11 protein-coding genes and 1 pseudogene are annotated in these 15,619 nt (G+C 75.4%); 2 read left to right on the plus strand and 10 right to left on the minus strand.

Annotated elements, in window-relative coordinates; all coding sequences use genetic code 11:
* The first annotated feature begins 11 nt into the window (after nucleotides 1–11).
* The gene (locus tag GTY84_RS11650) at nucleotides 12–1,286 is read left to right on the plus strand and encodes an FAD-dependent oxidoreductase (RefSeq protein WP_161226107.1); all 1,275 of its coding nucleotides are present in this window, start codon (nucleotides 12–14) and stop codon (nucleotides 1,284–1,286) included.
* Nucleotides 1,287–1,426: 140 nt separating this feature from the next.
* On the opposite strand, the gene GTY84_RS11655 is transcribed toward GTY84_RS11650, so the two are convergent.
* The 5 genes from GTY84_RS11655 to GTY84_RS11675 form a co-directional block, all read right to left on the minus strand.
* Nucleotides 1,427–1,945, minus strand: coding sequence for a hypothetical protein (locus tag GTY84_RS11655; protein ID WP_161226108.1), 519 nt, complete (start codon nucleotides 1,943–1,945; stop codon nucleotides 1,427–1,429).
* Between the two features lies 1 nt (nucleotide 1,946).
* A complete protein-coding gene (locus GTY84_RS34905) occupies nucleotides 1,947–4,469 on the minus strand; it encodes a SufS family cysteine desulfurase (protein ID WP_161226109.1) in 2,523 nt (840 codons plus the stop codon).
* A gap of 178 nt (nucleotides 4,470–4,647) precedes the next feature.
* The gene (locus GTY84_RS11665; protein WP_161226110.1) at nucleotides 4,648–6,015 is read right to left on the minus strand and encodes a hypothetical protein; all 1,368 of its coding nucleotides are present in this window, start codon (nucleotides 6,013–6,015) and stop codon (nucleotides 4,648–4,650) included.
* Nucleotides 6,016–6,790: 775 nt separating this feature from the next.
* Nucleotides 6,791–8,158: a magnesium transporter gene (mgtE, locus tag GTY84_RS11670; protein ID WP_161226111.1), complete on the minus strand. Its 1,368-nt coding sequence runs from the start codon at nucleotides 8,156–8,158 to the stop codon at nucleotides 6,791–6,793.
* A gap of 316 nt (nucleotides 8,159–8,474) precedes the next feature.
* On the minus strand, nucleotides 8,475–9,251 hold the full coding sequence (locus GTY84_RS11675) for a helix-turn-helix transcriptional regulator (RefSeq protein ID WP_161226112.1): 777 nt from the start codon (nucleotides 9,249–9,251) through the stop codon (nucleotides 8,475–8,477).
* 94 nt (nucleotides 9,252–9,345) lie between these two features.
* On the opposite strand from GTY84_RS11675, the pseudogene GTY84_RS11680 reads away from it, so the two are divergent.
* A pseudogene (locus GTY84_RS11680) lies at nucleotides 9,346–10,155 on the plus strand (sulfite exporter TauE/SafE family protein); the annotation flags it as partial.
* 15 nt (nucleotides 10,156–10,170) lie between these two features.
* Here GTY84_RS11680 and GTY84_RS34910 read toward each other — a convergent pair.
* Genes GTY84_RS34910 through GTY84_RS11705 form a run of 5 tightly spaced genes read right to left on the minus strand, consistent with a single transcriptional unit; the run spans nucleotide 10,171 to nucleotide 15,592 of the window.
* Nucleotides 10,171–11,415 carry a helix-turn-helix domain-containing protein gene (locus GTY84_RS34910; RefSeq protein ID WP_161226113.1) on the minus strand — a complete coding sequence of 415 codons (1,245 nt, stop codon included), beginning with the start codon at nucleotides 11,413–11,415 and terminating at the stop codon, nucleotides 10,171–10,173.
* Between the two features lie 49 nt (nucleotides 11,416–11,464).
* A complete protein-coding gene (locus GTY84_RS11690; protein WP_161226114.1) occupies nucleotides 11,465–12,616 on the minus strand; it encodes an ABC transporter ATP-binding protein in 1,152 nt (383 codons plus the stop codon).
* On the minus strand, nucleotides 12,613–13,605 hold the full coding sequence (locus tag GTY84_RS11695) for an ABC transporter ATP-binding protein (RefSeq protein WP_345943411.1): 993 nt from the start codon (nucleotides 13,603–13,605) through the stop codon (nucleotides 12,613–12,615). The genes GTY84_RS11690 and GTY84_RS11695 overlap by 4 nt, the downstream gene beginning before the upstream one ends.
* Nucleotides 13,606–13,664: 59 nt before the next feature.
* On the minus strand, nucleotides 13,665–14,588 hold the full coding sequence (locus GTY84_RS11700) for an ABC transporter permease (protein WP_161226116.1): 924 nt from the start codon (nucleotides 14,586–14,588) through the stop codon (nucleotides 13,665–13,667).
* Nucleotides 14,585–15,592 (minus strand): ABC transporter permease, encoded by a 1,008-nt coding sequence (locus GTY84_RS11705; RefSeq protein WP_161226117.1) that lies wholly within the window; start codon nucleotides 15,590–15,592, stop codon nucleotides 14,585–14,587. Before GTY84_RS11705 ends, GTY84_RS11700 begins: the two co-directional genes overlap by 4 nt.
* Nucleotides 15,593–15,619 lie beyond the last annotated feature (27 nt).

A 15,619-nucleotide genomic window follows, 5' to 3' on the forward strand; every position in this document is an offset into this window, starting at 1 on the left:
AGGTGAACCCCGTGTCCCACCCTGATGTCCTCATCGTCGGCGGCGGCATCGGCGGCCTCGGCGCCGCCTACTCCCTGACCCGCCGGGGACTCACCGTCCGCCTCCTGGAAAGCGCCCCCGCCTTCGGCGAGGTCGGCGCCGGCATCCAGCTCGCCCCCAACTGCACCCGCATCCTCGACGACTACGGCCTCCTCGACGAGGCCAAGAGCCTCGGCGTCGTCCCCGACGCCATGGTCATGCGCGACGCCGTCGACGGCGGCGAACTCACCCGCCTCGACCTGCGCGACCTCGAGAACCGCTACGGCTACCCCTACCTCGTCATCCACCGCAGCGACCTGCACGGCCTGCTGCTGCGCGCCTGCCGCCGCGCCGGCGTCGACCTGGTCAACGACGCCCACGTCACCGCCTACGAGAACACCGACGGCGGCGCCCGCGTCACCCTCGCCTCCGGCGCCACCCACGAGGCCCCCCTCGTGATCGCCGCCGACGGCCTGCACTCCGTCGCCCGCAAGCTCCTCGCCGACGACCAGCCCGTCTCCTCCGCCTACGTCGCCTACCGCGGCACCGTCCCCGCCGACCACCCGCGGGCCGCCGCCACCGACCTCAGCGAGGTCGTCGTCCACGTCGGCCCCGGCTGCCACTTCGTCCACTACGGACTGCGCGGCGGCGAGATGCTCAACCAGGTCGCCGTCTTCGAGTCCCCCAAGGCCCTGGCCGGACAGGACGACTGGGGCACCCCCGACGAACTCGACGCCGCCTTCGCCGCCACCTCCGGCTTCGTCCGGGACGGCCTGCCCTTCATGTGGCGGGACAAGTGGTGGCGGATGTTCGACCGCGACCCGATCATGACCTGGGTCAGCGGCCGCATCGCCCTCCTCGGCGACTCCGCCCACCCCCCGCTCCAGTACATCGCCCAGGGCGCGATCATGGCCCTCGAGGACGGCTGGGTCCTGGGCGAGCACGCCGCCCGCAACCGCCGCGACGACGGCACGGTCGACTGGGAACGCACCCTCGCCGCCTACCAGGCCGTCCGCCCCGAACACTGCCGCCGCGTGCTCACCACCTCCCGCGCCTGGGGCGAGCTCTGGCACCTCGACGGCCTCGCCCGCGAACAGCGCAACACCCTGCTGCGCGCCCGCGCCACCCACGACTACTCCTTCGTGGACTGGCTCTACGGCCCCACCGCCCTGACCCCGGACCAGGAACCGCCCATGTTCACGCCGATCCCGCTGGCCACGGCGGACACCGGCACCGGACAGCGGGACCGGCGGGCCGAGGCCGCCTGACCCCGCCACCGGTGCCCGCCCCGCCCCGCCCCGCCCGCAGGCGGGGCGGGGCGGGCACCGGTGGCAGGCCCGGGCCCGTCCCCGGGGCGGACCCCCGGGCCCGTCCCCGGGGCCGCCGCCGGCCGCCCGCGGCCACCGCGTCACGGCCACCGCGCCACGGCCCGCTCCCGCGTCCGGCGGACCCCGCCGCGCCCGGGCAGGAGGGCCGGCTCCAGCTCGTCCGCCCCGTGGGCGCGGCAGATCCCCAGCGAGGGGACGGCGACGACGTACCACACGGCCGGATAGGGGTCACCCGGGTCCCAGCCCGGTTCCGCGTGGATGACGGTGCCGTTGTGCGGTTCCCCGGTCACATGGACCGCGGAGCCGGGAGGGTGGCCGCTCTCCAGGCCCCGCCGGGCCGGTTCCGCGGCGAAGCACCTCCCCTCCCGGCGGCGGAACCGCAGATGCCTCTCGTGGTCGTAGACATCGGCGTGGGTCCTGCGCAGGTGGATCAGCGCGAGGACGAGATCACGCGCCTCGCGCCGGCCGCCGGGCACGGCCGCGGCACCCGCCGTGACGGTCTCGAAGAGCTGCCTCTCCAGCGAGGCCCGGGACCGCCCGTCCAGGGCCGCCGGCCCGGCCCCCGCCGCCGCGGCGGTGCGCGCGGGAACGGACGCCACGTCAGAGCCTGATCTCGTACACCGCGCTGCGCGGGGTCTCGGCCGCGCGCCGCCAGCCGGTGAACCCGGCGGTCTCGGCGAGTGAGCGCAGCGCCTCCTCCCCGGCGTGGTTGCCCAGCGCCAGGGGCCCGCGCTGGGCGACGGCCGCGGGCAGGCACAGCGCCGTGGACAGGCTCATGAACAGCCGTCCGGTGGGATGGGTGTTGCGGGCCGGGTCGGCTTCCGCGTTGGGCTCGACGAGCATGACCGCCCCGTCGGGCTCCAGGATCCGCCGGGCCCCTTCCAGGGCCCCCAGCGGATCGCCCATGTCATGGAGGCAGTTGAAGAAGGTGACCAGGTCGTACCGGCCGACGTCGGCGGCGTCGAGGCCGGCGGCGGCCAGGGTGCGGAAGGAGGCCCGGTCGTCGAGCCCGCGGTCCTCGGCGATGACGCGCGCGTGGTCGACTGACGGCTGGTGGTAGTCGTAGCCGTGGAAGACCGACCGGGGAAAGGCCCGGGCCATCAGGAGCGTCGAGTAGCCGACCCCGCAGCCGATGTCCGCGACCCGGGCCCCGCTCTCCAGACGCCGTGTCATGCCGTCCAGGGCGGGCAGCCACTTGTCCACGATGTTCGCCCGGTAGGCGGGGCGGAAGAAGCGGGCGATGGCGCGGAACATCTGGGGCGGGTACTCGCCCCAGTCCACACCGTCCCCGGTGCGGAAGCAGTCGGCGAGCCGGTCCTCGACGTGGTAGAGCGTCCTCAGGGAGGCGAAGATGCCCACCCCCGAGGTGGGCGCCTCGGAGTCCGCGAGGACCTCGGCGTGCGGGTCGGGGAGCAGGTAGGCGGGCCGCCCCCCGGCGCTGTCCCGCGTCTGGAGGACGTATCCCGAGCCGACCTGGGTGTGCAGCCACTCCTGGACGTAGACCTCGTGCGTGCCCGTGCGGGCGGCGAGCAGGGCGGCCGTCATGGGGCCGCTGCCGGCCAGCGCCCGGTACAGGCCCAGGCGGTCACCGAGGGAGACGGCCAGTCCGGTGGCGGCCGTCGCGGCGTCCCCCAGGACCCGGTCGAGGAACTCGGCCGCCCCGGACACCGACCCGGCCGCCGGGGCGGCACCGGCCGCGGCCGGCACCGCGGGGCGGGGCAGCTCCCGCGAAGCCGTCTCCTCCTCCTTCCCGGCCGCCGGCCCGCCCGGCTCCGGGACCGCGTACAGGGCGGGTTCGGTGAGCTCGGCCAGGGCACGGACGAAGGTGTCGACCTCGTCGGTGGTCGTGTACGCGTAGAACGAGGCCCGGGTGGTGGCGGGCAGCCCGAAGCGCACACAGGCGGGCCGGGCGCACAGGTGACCCACCCGGATGGCGATGCCGCGGGCGTCGAGGAACTCCCCGATGTCCTCGGGGAACCGGTCGGGCAGGGCGAAGGAGAACACCGGCCCGCGGTCGGCGGCGTCACCCGGACCGACGATGCGCAGGCCCTTGACGGACCCGAGGGCGTCCAGGGCATGGGCGGTCAGACGCTCGCTGTGCCGTGCGATCTGCCGCATCCCGACGCGGTCCAGGTAGGCGCAGGCCGCGCCGAGCCCCACCGCCTGCGCGATGACGGGGGTGCCGGCCTCGAAACGCTGGGGCGGTGCCGCGTAGGTGGAGCCCTCCATGCTCACGGCGTCGTTCATCTCGCCCCCGGTCAGGAACGGGGGAAGGGCACGCAGCAGGTCCCCGCGCCCCCACAGCACCCCGATCCCGGTGGGTCCGCACATCTTGTGCCCGGAGAACGCCAGGAAGTCGACCCCGAGCGCGCCGACGTCGACGGGGAAGTGCGGCACCGACTGGCAGGCGTCCAGGACGGTGAGCGCGCCGACCTCCCGGGCCCGCTTGACGAGCACGTCGACCGGGTTGACCGTGCCGTACACGTTGGACTGGTGGGTGAAGGCGAACACCTTGGTCCGCTCGTTCACCACCTCGTCGAGCTGGCTGAGGTCGAGGCGGCCCTCGGGCGTGATGGTGAGCCAGGCCAGCTCGGCACCGGTGCGGCGGCACAGCTGCTGCCAGGGCATGAGATTGGAGTGGTGCTCCATCTCCGTGATCACGACCCGGTCGCCCGGCCCCAGGGCCAGCGAGCGCAGGTCCCGCTCGGAGCGGTTCGCGTTGCCCAGCGCGTAGGCGACGAGGTTGAGGGCCTCGGACGCGTTCTTGGCCAGGACGATCTCCTCGGCCCGCGCTCCGACGAAGGCGGCGATACGGGCCCGGGCCGCCTCCAGCAGCCAGGTCGCCTCCCTGGCCAGCTGGTGGTGGCTGCGGTGCACGTTGGCGTTGTGGAGGGTGTAGAAGTCCCTCTCCGCGTCGAGGACCAGCCGCGGTTTTTGCGAAGTGGCCGCGCTGTCCAGGTAGACCAGGGGCCGGCCGCCGTTGACGGTGCGCCCCAGGATGGGGAAGTCGGCACGGACGGCCTGCGGATCGAAACCGGCGCCGTGCGGGGCCGGCGCCGCGGGCGCGAGCGCGGTGTGCGCGGTACAGAGACAGCCGGGTGTTTCGGCGGGATCGGGCGTCATGGGTCCTCCCTCGGTCTTCACGAGCCCTTCCAGTGAGTCCGACCCCCTTCCCGCGGCGGAAGGCCCGGGCACGGCCGGGGCGTGAACGCGTTGAATCCCCGGCCCGCCCGCACCGGACGGCCTGCCCGCACCGGACGGCGCCCGGCCCGCCGCGGCAACGGCCGCGGTCACGCCCCGGTCAGTACCGGGGCGGCCGGTCCGGGAAGGAGCGGCCCCGCTCGATCAGCTCCATGGCCTGGCGCTGCCGCGGGAAGCTGCGGGCCTGCTGGAGCATCCGGGCCAGGGCGCGCCCGGCCGCGTTGGAGCCGGCGACATGCGGATAGTGGTCGAGGAAGACGTCCCAGTGCGCGCAGGCGGCCTCGAGCCGGCCGTCGGCCACCAGCGCCTCCGCGAGACGGGCCTGGGTGAGGGCGTAGGAGCGGTGCTGGCCGGGGTCCCGGTGCTGGACGGAGGACCGGAAGGCGTGGACGGCCTCCTCCGGGCGCCGCAGCACCTGCAGTGTGCGGGCCCGCCGGTACTCGATTCCCGCCCGCGGGTAGGACGTGAACGCGCCGCCGCCGCGGCCGTCCGCCCGGCGGTGGGCGTCACCGCTCGCCTCGAGATCGCTCAGCGCGCCCTTCTCGTCGCGGCAGGCCGCGCGCGTGTGGCCGCGCTGGGCGAGGACGAAGGCCGCCACCGCCGGGTCGTCCCGCCCCGCGTGGCGGACGGCGGAGTCGGCGAGGCTGTGGGCCCGGCGGATGTGGCCGAGGCTGAGGGCCTGGGCGCTCATGACGCGCAGGGTGATCGCGTAGCCGGCCCGGTCACCGCTCTCGCGCGCCAGCTCCAGGGCCAGCGTGTAGTACTCGTGGGCCAGACCGTGGTGCGCGGTGTCGGCCGTCATGGAGCCCAGCAGGTGGGTCAGCCTGCCGCAGTGGCCCAGCACCCGGGGGTCGGCGGCCTCCCCGGCCGCAACGGGCGCCAGCCGGGCCGCGTTGTCCGCCAGACAGGCCGCCAGGGCCGAACGCAGGCGGGCCCCGCCGTGGGTCCGGACCAGGCCGGCGAAGAGCTCCACCATGGTGCCCAGGAACTGCTCGTCCGCCGACGGACGGGAGGTGTCCCGCGGGCCGGGGCGGGGCACGTCCGGTCCCCGGCCCGGGGGAGGGCACACGGCCGGCGCGTAGGTGATGCCGATGAGGGACGCCCGCTGCCCCGGGTCGGCGTCCTGGCCGCACAGCGCGACGAGCCGGGTGATGCCCCCGCCCCCCTCCTCCCCGGCACCGGGCGGGGGGACGTCGGCGCCGGGCAGCCCCCCGGGCCGGGTGAGGCCGGTCTCCTCGGCCGGGATCAGCCGGCCCGCCCGGAGACTGAGCGCCTGGGCGACCAGATCGGGCACCGGGTCACGGGGCCGCGACCCCCTGAGCCAGTGCGCCACGGCCGTACGGTCGTAGCGCAGCGGCAGCCCCTGGGCCGCCCCCAGCGAGTTCACCGCGCGGGCGAGGTCCGCGGCGCTCCAGGAAGTGGCTTCGAGGAGGACGGCGAGTCGCCCGTTGGGAGCGCGTTGCGGCATGACGGTCCCCTTCCGCCCGCACAGGTGACGTACCCGCGCCTGTACGTCCCACTGGATACGCGAACCGGACGGGCGGCGCACCACCCACGCCCATATCCGGTCACGGCCCGGCCGCCGCCGCCCGGCCGGGTCCGGCCGCCGGCCTGCGGCGGGCGTGCGCCGGCGCGGGGGAACGCCGTCCGCACCCCGGCCGCGCACGGGAAAAAACGACGCAAAAGAGCGCATGCCCGGGGCATATTCCGGACGGCCCCCGGGCAGCCCGCGCGACCGGCCCGCCGCCGGGCACCGCACCGGCGGGCCGGCCCCCGGGCGTGAACGCGTTGAACGCCGTCCGGGCACCCGCGGGCCGCGCGGACGGCAGTGCCGCGGGCGTGCGCCCGGACCGCTGCGGGACGTCTCGTCCTCCGCGGCACCGCGTGCTACAGGTGGCTGATGGACGATCCGTTTGCCCTGAGCCCGGTGCGGGCGGCAGCAGACCCGGCGGACCCCGGCACCACCGACGCCCCCGGCGTTCCCGATGCCCCCGGCGGCACCCGCCCCGCCCCGGCCGGGACGGGCCCCGTGCGCCCGGACCCGCCGGACCCGGCGGGCCCCCCGGGCCCCCCGGACTCCCCGGACCCGGCGGACCCCCCGGACCCGGCGGGCCCCCCGGGCCCCCCGGACTCCCCGGACCCGGCGGACCCCCCGGACCCGGCGGGCCCCCCGGACCCGGCGGACCCGGCGGCGGGCGGCACCGCGCCGGCCGGCGGGCCGCTCCCCGGTCCGGCACCGGGGATCAGACGCCCAGCACGGCCTTCGCCGTCAGGAAATAGATGATCAGGCCGGTGGCGTCCACGAGCGTCGTCACCATCGGCGCGGAGATGACCGCCGGATCGATCCGCAGCCGCCGGGCCAGCAGCGGCATGGTCCCCCCGATGGTCGCCGCCCACCCGCACACCACGATGAGCGTGATGCCCAGCACCACCGCGATCCCCCCGCCGACGAACACCGCCCCCACCGCCAGCCCCAGCACCGCCAGCAGCGACCCCAGCACCAGACCCACCCGGCACTCGCGCCAGACCACCCGCATCAGGTCCGAGCCCCGCACCTCGCCCACCGCCAGGGCCCGCACACAGGCCGTCGCGGCCTGCGCGCCGGCGTTGCCGCCCGCCCCGATGAGCATCGGAATGAACAGGGCGAGCGAGGCCACCTCCTCCAGCGTCGCCTCGAACACCCGGGTCACCCCGACCGTGAGGGTCGCCGCGACCAGCAGCAGGCTCAGCCACAGCGCCCGGTAGCGGGCCAGCTGCCACACCGAGGCCGCCATGTAGTGGCCCGCCCACGGCGCCGCCCCCGCCTGCCGGGCGACGTCCTCCGTGTCCGCCGCCTCGATGACCTCGACGGCGTCGTCGATGGTCAGCAGCCCCACCAGCCGGTCCTCACTGTCGACGACGGGCAGGTTCAGGTCGTTGGTCTCCTGCATCAGCCGGGCCGCGGACTCGGCGGAGTCGGTGGCGTACGCGCAGGCCGGCTCGGTCACCACCAGATCGCACACCATCGTGTCCGACGCGTTCAGCACCAGCTCGCGCAGCTCCACCACACCGGTCAGCCGCCGCCCGGAGTCCACCACCGGAAGCGTGTACACCGTCTCCGCCTCCCGCCCCTTGGCCCGCACGGTCCGCAGCGCCTGCGCGACGGTCAGCGCCTGCGGCAGGGCGACCACCTCGGGGGTCATGCAGCGGCCCACGGAACCCTCCGGATAGCCCAGCAGGGCCGAGGTCATCCGGCGCTCGTGCAGGCTCAGCCCCGCCAGCACCCGCTTGACGACCTTCGCGGGCGCCTCCCGCAGCATCCTGGCCCGGTCGTCCGGCCCCATGCCCTCGATCAGATCCCGGAAGGAACGGTCCCGCAGCCCCTCCAGGATCGGCTGCTGGTCGACCGGCTCCAGCTCCTCGAACACCTCCAGCGCCCGGTCCTTGGGCAGCAGCCGGAACGCCACCCCGGCGGTCACCGCGTCCATCCGCGCCAGCTCGTCGGCGATCACATGCGGCGCACGCCGCTCCAGCCACTCCTGCGCGGCCTCCAGCCGCCGCTGCCCGACGGCCTCCCGCAGCGACTCGGCCGGCTCCGCGCCGGACTCGGGGGAGGGGGACGACTGCGACATGACGGATCCTCGGGGGACGCTGCCGGACGGGGGACACCGGAACGGACCGCGTGCGCGGCAGGGAACCGCCCCCGCCCCTTACGGCAGCGGACGTGGGCCCCGCACGGCACACGGACCGGGAGAATCACCGCTCATCGCGGTACCACCCCCTCGGCTCCGGAAACCGCCAACGGCACACCCCGCCCCGTTTCCGGGCGACGCGTCCGCACACTACCGCGCACGGACCGGCCCGGGCGAAGCCGCCTCACCCGCGCACCGGGACGGCCGCCCCGCAGCGGCCCGCGCCCCGGCACCGCCGTGCCCCCGCCCGCTCCCGTCACGGCCCGCCGCCGCGGGCCCGGGCGAAACGGGACGGGGGCATCCCGAAGACCCGCGTGAACGCGGCCGTGAACGCGGCGGGGGAGGAGTAGCCGAGACGGGCACCGACCTCGCTGACCGGCGCGGTCCGCAGCAGCGGCACCGCCGCGAGCAGCCGGGCCCGGCCCCGCCAGGCGGCCGGGCTGTCACCGGTCTGCGCGCGGAAGCGGCGGGTGAGGGCCCGCTCGCTCATGGCCGCCCCCGCGGCCCAGGCGGCATTGGTGACCCCGGCGTCCGGCTCGGCCAGGTACGCGCGGCAGAGCACCGCGAGAGCGGCGTCCGCGGGAATCGCGACATGGAACGGGAGCGGGGTCAGCCCGGCGATCTCGTGCAGGAGGAGAGCGGCGACGCACCCCTCCCGCCCGGACAGGCTGTAGTCGGCCCCGAACCCGTCCGCCGCCCGCAGCAGTTCCCGCAGCAGCGGCGGGACGTCCACCACCGTGCACACGGCCGGCCACCAGGGAACGGCACCCGGCTCGACGTACAGGCTGCGGGTGCTCACCCCCAGCATCCGCACCCGGTGCCGGGTGGCCGCCGGGACCAGCACGGCACGCTCGGGCGGAACGGTCCAGGTGCCCTGGGCGGTCTCGACGACCATGACCCCGGTCGCCCCGTGGAGGAACTGGGCCCGCCGGTGCTCGTGCCAGTCCAGCAGATGACCGGGCGGATAGTCGGTGCCGACCGGCAGGACGGCCCGGTCGGCGTGGTCGACCTCGGCCAGGGACACGTTCCTCATCCGGCCACCCTACGGGCCGGAACGCGAAACAACGGGGCCGGGCATCGCATGCGGGACCCCCGCCGGGACTGGTGGAGTGGACGCCGTGGACATCGTGTGGGCCGCGGACATCGCGGCACTGGCCGGGATCGGGCTCCTCACCGGGGCGACGACGGTGCTGTTCGGGTTCGGCGGCGGATTCGTCACCGTGCCGGTCGTGGTCTGGGCCGACGCCTCCCTCGGCGCGGACGCGATGCCGGTGGCGACCGCCACCTCGGCCCTGGTCATGGTGGTCAACGCGGGCTTCGCGACAGCCGTCACACCACGGCGGACCCTCCTCGCGCTCCGCGGCGCCACCCCCCTGCTCCTCCTGCTCGCCGCCGGCGCCGCGGCCGGCGCGTCCGCCGCGCGCCTCGCCCCCGCCGCCCCGGTCCGCTGGGCCTTCATCGCCTACCTCGCCCTCACCCTCGCCGACGTCCTCCTGCGCCCCGGCTTCCTGCGCCCGCACACCCCCGCCGGGGCCGCGGCCCCCTCGGGGGCGGTCCCGGACACGCCCCGCCGTCCCCTGCCGGCCGCCCTCGGCGCGCCCGTCGGCGCCCTCGCGGCCCTCCTGGGCGTGGGCGGCAGCGTCATGACCGTCCCCGCGATGCGCAGGGCCGGGCACCCGATGCGCGAGGCGACCGCGCTGGCCAACCCGCTCACCCTCGCCATCGCCCTGCCGGCCACCGCGGTGTCCCTGGCCGCCGCCCCCGCCGCCGCCGCGCACCCCCACCTGGTGGGCCTCGTCGACCTCCGCGCCGCCACCGCGCTGCTCCTCGGCGCCCTGCCGGTGATCGCCGTCCTGCGCCGCCGCCCGGTGCGGATCACCGACCGCGCCCACGCCCGGGCCTACACCGCGCTGCTCGTCCTGGCCGCGGCCGCCATGCTGCCCGCCGCCGCCTCATCGGCGGGTGCCGCCGCGGTCCCCGACGGCCAGCCGGCTCGCCACGATGTCCGCCGCGAGCAGCCCCGCGTGCGCCTCCAGCCGCCCGCCGCCGCTGAACAGGTCGATGCCCAGGCGCTCCTCGACCTTCCTGATCCGGTGGTACACCGTCGCCCGGTGCAGATACAGGTCGGCCGCGACCTGCTTCACGTTGCCCGCCGTGGTGAGGTACGCCCGGAGCGTCTCGACGAGCGCGGCGGCCGACTCGTCCTCCAGCAGCCACCTCAGCGGCGGGCTGACGAAGTGGTGCGCCAGGATGTTGGTGGGCACCGCCGCGAGCCCCGCCATGTGCCCGGTGCTGTCCCAGCGGATCACCTGGTGCTTCCAGCCCAGGCTGTCGCCCAGGTCCAGGCTCTGCCGCGCCTGCCACACGGCCGCGCTGGCCCGGCCCGAGACCACGGTGCTGGCCGCGACCAGCCACGGCACGTCCACCCCCTGGGGCCGTGACCGGAAGACGAGGTCCGCGGCCTTCGTCGCCAGGAGTTCGGGCAGCGCGTCGTGCACGTCGCGCGGATACGGCGCGAGGAGCGCGAAGCTGACCGACCCGCTGAACGCGATCAGGCACCGGTTGCGCGGATGGGCCTCGGCGAACCGGTTGGTCAGCGCCGCCAGGCGCCCCCGCGTCGCGGGGTCGGCCGACCGGGCGTCGATCGCGGCGGGCATGGACAGGGCGAGGCAGACGAAGGAGTCGTCGTGCTGGAGCCGGCCCTCGCGGATCGCCCGGCCCAGCAGCACGTCCAGCGTCTCCAGGTCCCCCGTCGCGAAGGCCCGCCCGACGTGGTCGTCGGCCCACTCCGGCGGGACGAGCAGCCCGGCACCCTCCAGGGCGTGCACGCTCGCCTCGGCGATCCGGCTCACGCTCTCCACCCGCTCGGAGGACAGCGGCCCCCGCGCACAGGTGATCCAGAGCAGCAGCGACGGCGCCGACCCCGGCGAGCTGACCGGGAGCACCAGCGTCGACGGCACCCCCAGCTCCACACTGCCGCCGATGTACACCGGCACGGAGATCCGGGTCACCGCGCGGGTGCTCAGCCCGAGATGGCGCGGTGAGACCGGCTCGGCGCGGACGTCGTCCGGTGAGGCGTTCGGGACGGACCGGGCGACGCGGTGCAGATGGAGGTCGGTCAGCTCCACCGGGACGTCCAGCGACGCGGCCAGCGACTGCACCAGTTCCTGGAGGTGCTGGGCCAGGAGTCCGTTCACCGCGGCTCCTCCCGTCCGCGGGGAGAGCCCCGCACCGCTGACGCCATCCTCAGCCCCCGTTCCCCGCGGCCCCCGCGGCCCCCGCGGCCCCCGCGGCTCCGGCGGTCCCGGCGGCCGCCGGGACGGCGGGGGACGCGGACGGGGCGGCGGGCCGTATCCCGCCCGCGTGGATCTGCTCGGCCCAGTGGCAGGCCACCCGGTGCCCCGGGCCCGCCCCGGGCACCTCGACCGTCCGCAGCGCGGGCCGCTCGCTGTCGCAGCGCGAGGGCTGCTTCCACGGGCAGCGGGTGCTGAAGCGGCAGCCCGGCGGCGGGTTCTCCGGGCTGGGGAGGTCGCCGTGCAGCAGGATCTGCTCCCGGCCGTCCTCCTGGCGCGGGTCGGGGTGCGGCACCGCGGACAGCAGCGCACGGGTGTAGGGGTGCAGCGGCCCGTCGAACAGTTCCCGGGACGGGGCCTCCTCGACGAGCCCGCCCAGGTACATCACCCCGATCCGGTCGCTGACGTGCCGGATCACGGCGAGGTCGTGAGCGATGATCAGATAGGTCAGCCCGAACCGCTCCTGGACGTCCTCCAGCAGGTTGATCACCTGGGCCTGCACGGACACGTCCAGCGCGCTGACCGGTTCGTCGGCGACGATCAGCTGCGGTTCGACGGACAGGGCCCGCGCGATGCCGATCCGCTGGCGCTGGCCCCCGGAGAACTCGTGCGGGTACTTGCCCAGCGCGGTCCGCGGCAGGCCCACCGAGTCCAGCAGTTCGTGCAGCCGTGCCGGGGTGCCCTCCCCGGCCAGCCGGTGGGCCCGCATCCCCTCGCGGAACATCTGCTCCACGCTCTGGCGCGGGTCCAGGCTCCCCAGCGGGTCCTGGAACACCATCTGCAGGTGCCGCCGCTGCCGCCGGAGCGCTTCGCCGCGCAGGGTGCGCAGGTCCGTCCCGCCGAAGAAGATCTCCCCGGCGGTCACGGGGGTGAGCTGGAGCACGGCCCTGCCGAAGGTGGACTTGCCGCAGCCGGACTCCCCGACCAGTCCGTAGGTCTCGCCCCGGTGGATCCGCAGGTCGACGCCGTCCACCGCGTGCACGTGCCCGACCGTGCGGCTGAACAGGACACCGCGGCGGATCGGGAAGTGGACCTTCAGCCCGCGCACCTCCAGGAGCGGGTCCCCGGACGGGTCCGGGTGGGCTCGGGGGGTCTGTGCCGTCATGGGGCCTGCTCCTTCGGTCCGGTCGTCGGTGCGGCCGTCGCCGCCGGGAGGGGGTGGTGGCAGCGCAGCCGGTGCCCGGCCTCCCCCGACCACACCGGGCTCTCCCGCCGGCACAGCCCGGTGGCGGCGGCGCAGCGCGGCGCGAAGGCGCACCCCTGCGACCAGGGGATGTTGTCCGCGACGGAGCCGGGGATCGAGTGCAGGCGCTGCTGCCCGCCGTCCAGCCTCGGCACGGACGCCAGCAGGCCCCCGGTGTAGGGGTGGCGGGGCCCGTCGAACAGGTCGTAGCGGCCGGCCCGTTCGACGATCCGCCCGCCGTAGAGCACGTTGACCGAGTCGCACAGGCCCGCGACCACGCCCAGATCGTGCGTGATCATGATCAGTGAGGTGCCCGAGCCGACGACCAGTTCCTTCAGCAGGGCGAGGATCTGCGCCTGGATGGTCACGTCCAGGGCCGTGGTCGGCTCGTCGGCGATCAGCAGCCGCGGCTCGCAGGCCAGGGCCGTCGCGATCAGCACCCGCTGGCGCATGCCGCCGGACACCTGGTGCGGGTACTCGCGCATGCGGCGGCCCGGGTCGGGGATGCCGACCCGTTCGAGCATCTCCTGCGCGCGGCGCAGCGCCTGCGCCCGGCCGGTGCGCCGGTGGCGCCGGATCACCTCCGCGACCTGGGTGCCCAGCGGCACCACCGGGTTGAGGGAGGACAGCGGGTCCTGGAAGATCATCGCGAGGTCGGCGCCGCGCCGGTCGCGCAGCGCCCCGTCCGACAGCGTGAGCAGGTCGGTGCCGTCGAACACGGCCCGTCCCCGCACCTGTGTCCCGCGCCGGGGCAGCAGCCCCATGACGGCCAGCGAGGTGACCGACTTGCCGCAGCCGGACTCGCCGACCAGGCCGACGACCTCGCCGGGCGCCACGTCGAAGCTCACCCCGTCGACCGCGGTGAACGGCTCGGCCCCGGGCCGGGTGAAGGTGACGGAGAGGTCCTCCACCGACAGGAGCTTGCCCCCGCCTGGGGAAGGGGCCGTGTGTGTGCCTGGGTTCGTCACCGCTACCTCCGCGTCCGCGGGTCGAGGGTCTCGCGGAGCGATTCGCCGGCGAGCGTGAAGCCGAGGGCCACGACGATGATGCACAGCGCGGGGTAGATCGCGAGATGGGGATAGGAGTTGAAGTACTGCTGCGCGCCGCCGAGCATCTGGCCCCACTCCGGGCTGGCGTCGTCGGGGTTGCCCAGCCCCAGGAACGACAGGGCCGCGGCGTCCAGGATGGACACGGCCAGGCTCAGCGTTCCCTGGACGATCACCGGGCCCATGGCGTTGGGCACCATGTGGCGGAAGACGACCGCGGAGGGCCGCACTCCCAGGGCGCGGGCGGCGAGCACGTGGTCGGTGCCGCGCTGCACGAGCATCGAGCCGCGCATGAGGCGGGCGAAGACGGGTATCTGCACGATGGCGATGGCGATGATGAGCGTCCACTCGTTGGGCCGCGCGAACAGCGCCGCGATGGAGAAGGCCATCAGCAGCGAGGGGATCGCGAGCATCACGTCGACCACCCGCATCACCAGGGTGTCGGTCTTCCCGGCGAACACCCCGGCCAGGAGGCCGAGGGCGACCCCGCCCAGCAGCCCGCCCAGGGTCGCCAGGACCCCCACGATCAGTGTCTGGCGGGCCCCCACCAGCAGCCGGGACAGCAGGTCCCGCCCGGCGGGGTCGGCGCCCAGCGGGAAGCCGTCCTGCGGGCCGGGCACCGGGTTGGCCTGCGCCCGCACCTGGTCCAGCAGCAGCGGCGCGGCCGGGTCGTGCGGTGCCAGCAGCGGGGCGGCCACCGCCAGGACGACGAAGGCGCAGGTGATCACCGCCCCGACCACGAAGGCCGGCTGGCGCAGCAGCCGCTGCAGGGTCCGCGTGGACGAGCGTCCGGCCGGCACCGCCCGCGCCCCGGCGGCCGGCGCGTCCCCTCCTCGGGCCGACGTCATTGCATCCTCACTCTCGGGTCGCACAGCGCGTTGGTGATGTCGACGACGATGTTCACGAACAGGTAGAGCACCGCGACGGCCATGATCAGCGCCTGGAGCACGGCGTAGTCGCGGGTGGTGAAGGCCAGTGCCATCGACTGCCCGAGCCCCCGGTAGTTGAAGACGGTCTCGGTGAGGACCGCCCCGGCGAACAGCCCGCCGGCCTGCAGGCCGATCACGGTGATCACCGGCAGCAGGGAGTTGCGCAGCACATGGCGTCCGGCGATCGTCCGGTTCCGCAGGCCCTTGGCCGTCGCGGTGCGCACGAAGTCCTGCTGGAGCGTCTCGGCGACGGAGGCCCGGGTCAGGCGGAAGATCACGGCGAACGGGATGATCGACAGCGCGACCGTGGGCAGCGTCAGGTACCGCACGCTCTCCAGCAGGGCGGCCCCGTCCCCGGCGAGCAGCGAGTCGAACAGCGTCAGCCCGGTCGGTGTGGGGATCACCCCCTGGAGGTCGGCCCTGCCCGACGGGGGCAGCCAGCCGGCCCGGACCGCGAAGACGTACTTGAGGACGAACGCGGTGAAGAACACCGGCACGGCCAGCCCCAGCACGGAGAGGCTGAGGAAGGCGAAGTCGAACACACCGCGCCGCGTCGCGGCCCAGTAGCCCACCGAGACACCGAGGACCGTGCCGATGACCAGGGCGCACAGGGCGAGCTCGGCCGTGGCCGGGGCCCGGGTCAGGAGCACCTCGGTCACCGGCGCACCCCGCCACACGCCGGTCGACACCCCGAGGTCGCCGTTCCAGAACCGCCCGAGGTAGCGGATGTACTGCGTCCAGACCGGTTCGTCCAGGCCGAGGGACTCGACGAGCTTCGCACGGTCCTGCGGACTGGCGTTCTCACCGAGCAGCGCGTCCAGCGGTCCGCCGGGAAGGCTCCGCAGCCAGACGAAGAGGATCGCCGTCAGCGCCAGGAACGTCGCGCCCGCCTGGACCGTCCTTCGAAGGATGAATCTGTACATGTCTGTCCAATCGGTGTGGGGCGTACG

The sequence above is a fragment of the Streptomyces sp. SID8352 genome (assembly GCF_009862265.1).
In the GTDB taxonomy this organism is placed as follows: Bacteria; Actinomycetota; Actinomycetes; order Streptomycetales; family Streptomycetaceae; genus Streptomyces.

What these genes read in the sequence shown, in the direction of transcription:
- GTY84_RS34905 (WP_161226109.1), bottom strand. Translation starts at nt 4,469, where the DNA reads ATGACGCCCGATCCCGCCGAAACACCCGGCTGTCTCTGTACCGCGCAC.
- GTY84_RS11665 (WP_161226110.1), bottom strand. Translation starts at nt 6,015, where the DNA reads ATGCCGCAACGCGCTCCCAACGGGCGACTCGCCGTCCTCCTCGAAGCC.
- mgtE (WP_161226111.1), bottom strand. Translation starts at nt 8,158, where the DNA reads ATGTCGCAGTCGTCCCCCTCCCCCGAGTCCGGCGCGGAGCCGGCCGAG.
- GTY84_RS11675 (WP_161226112.1), bottom strand. Translation starts at nt 9,251, where the DNA reads ATGAGGAACGTGTCCCTGGCCGAGGTCGACCACGCCGACCGGGCCGTC.
- GTY84_RS11690 (WP_161226114.1), bottom strand. Translation starts at nt 12,616, where the DNA reads ATGACGGCACAGACCCCCCGAGCCCACCCGGACCCGTCCGGGGACCCG.
- GTY84_RS11700 (WP_161226116.1), bottom strand. Translation starts at nt 14,588, where the DNA reads ATGACGTCGGCCCGAGGAGGGGACGCGCCGGCCGCCGGGGCGCGGGCG.
- GTY84_RS11705 (WP_161226117.1), bottom strand. Translation starts at nt 15,592, where the DNA reads ATGTACAGATTCATCCTTCGAAGGACGGTCCAGGCGGGCGCGACGTTC.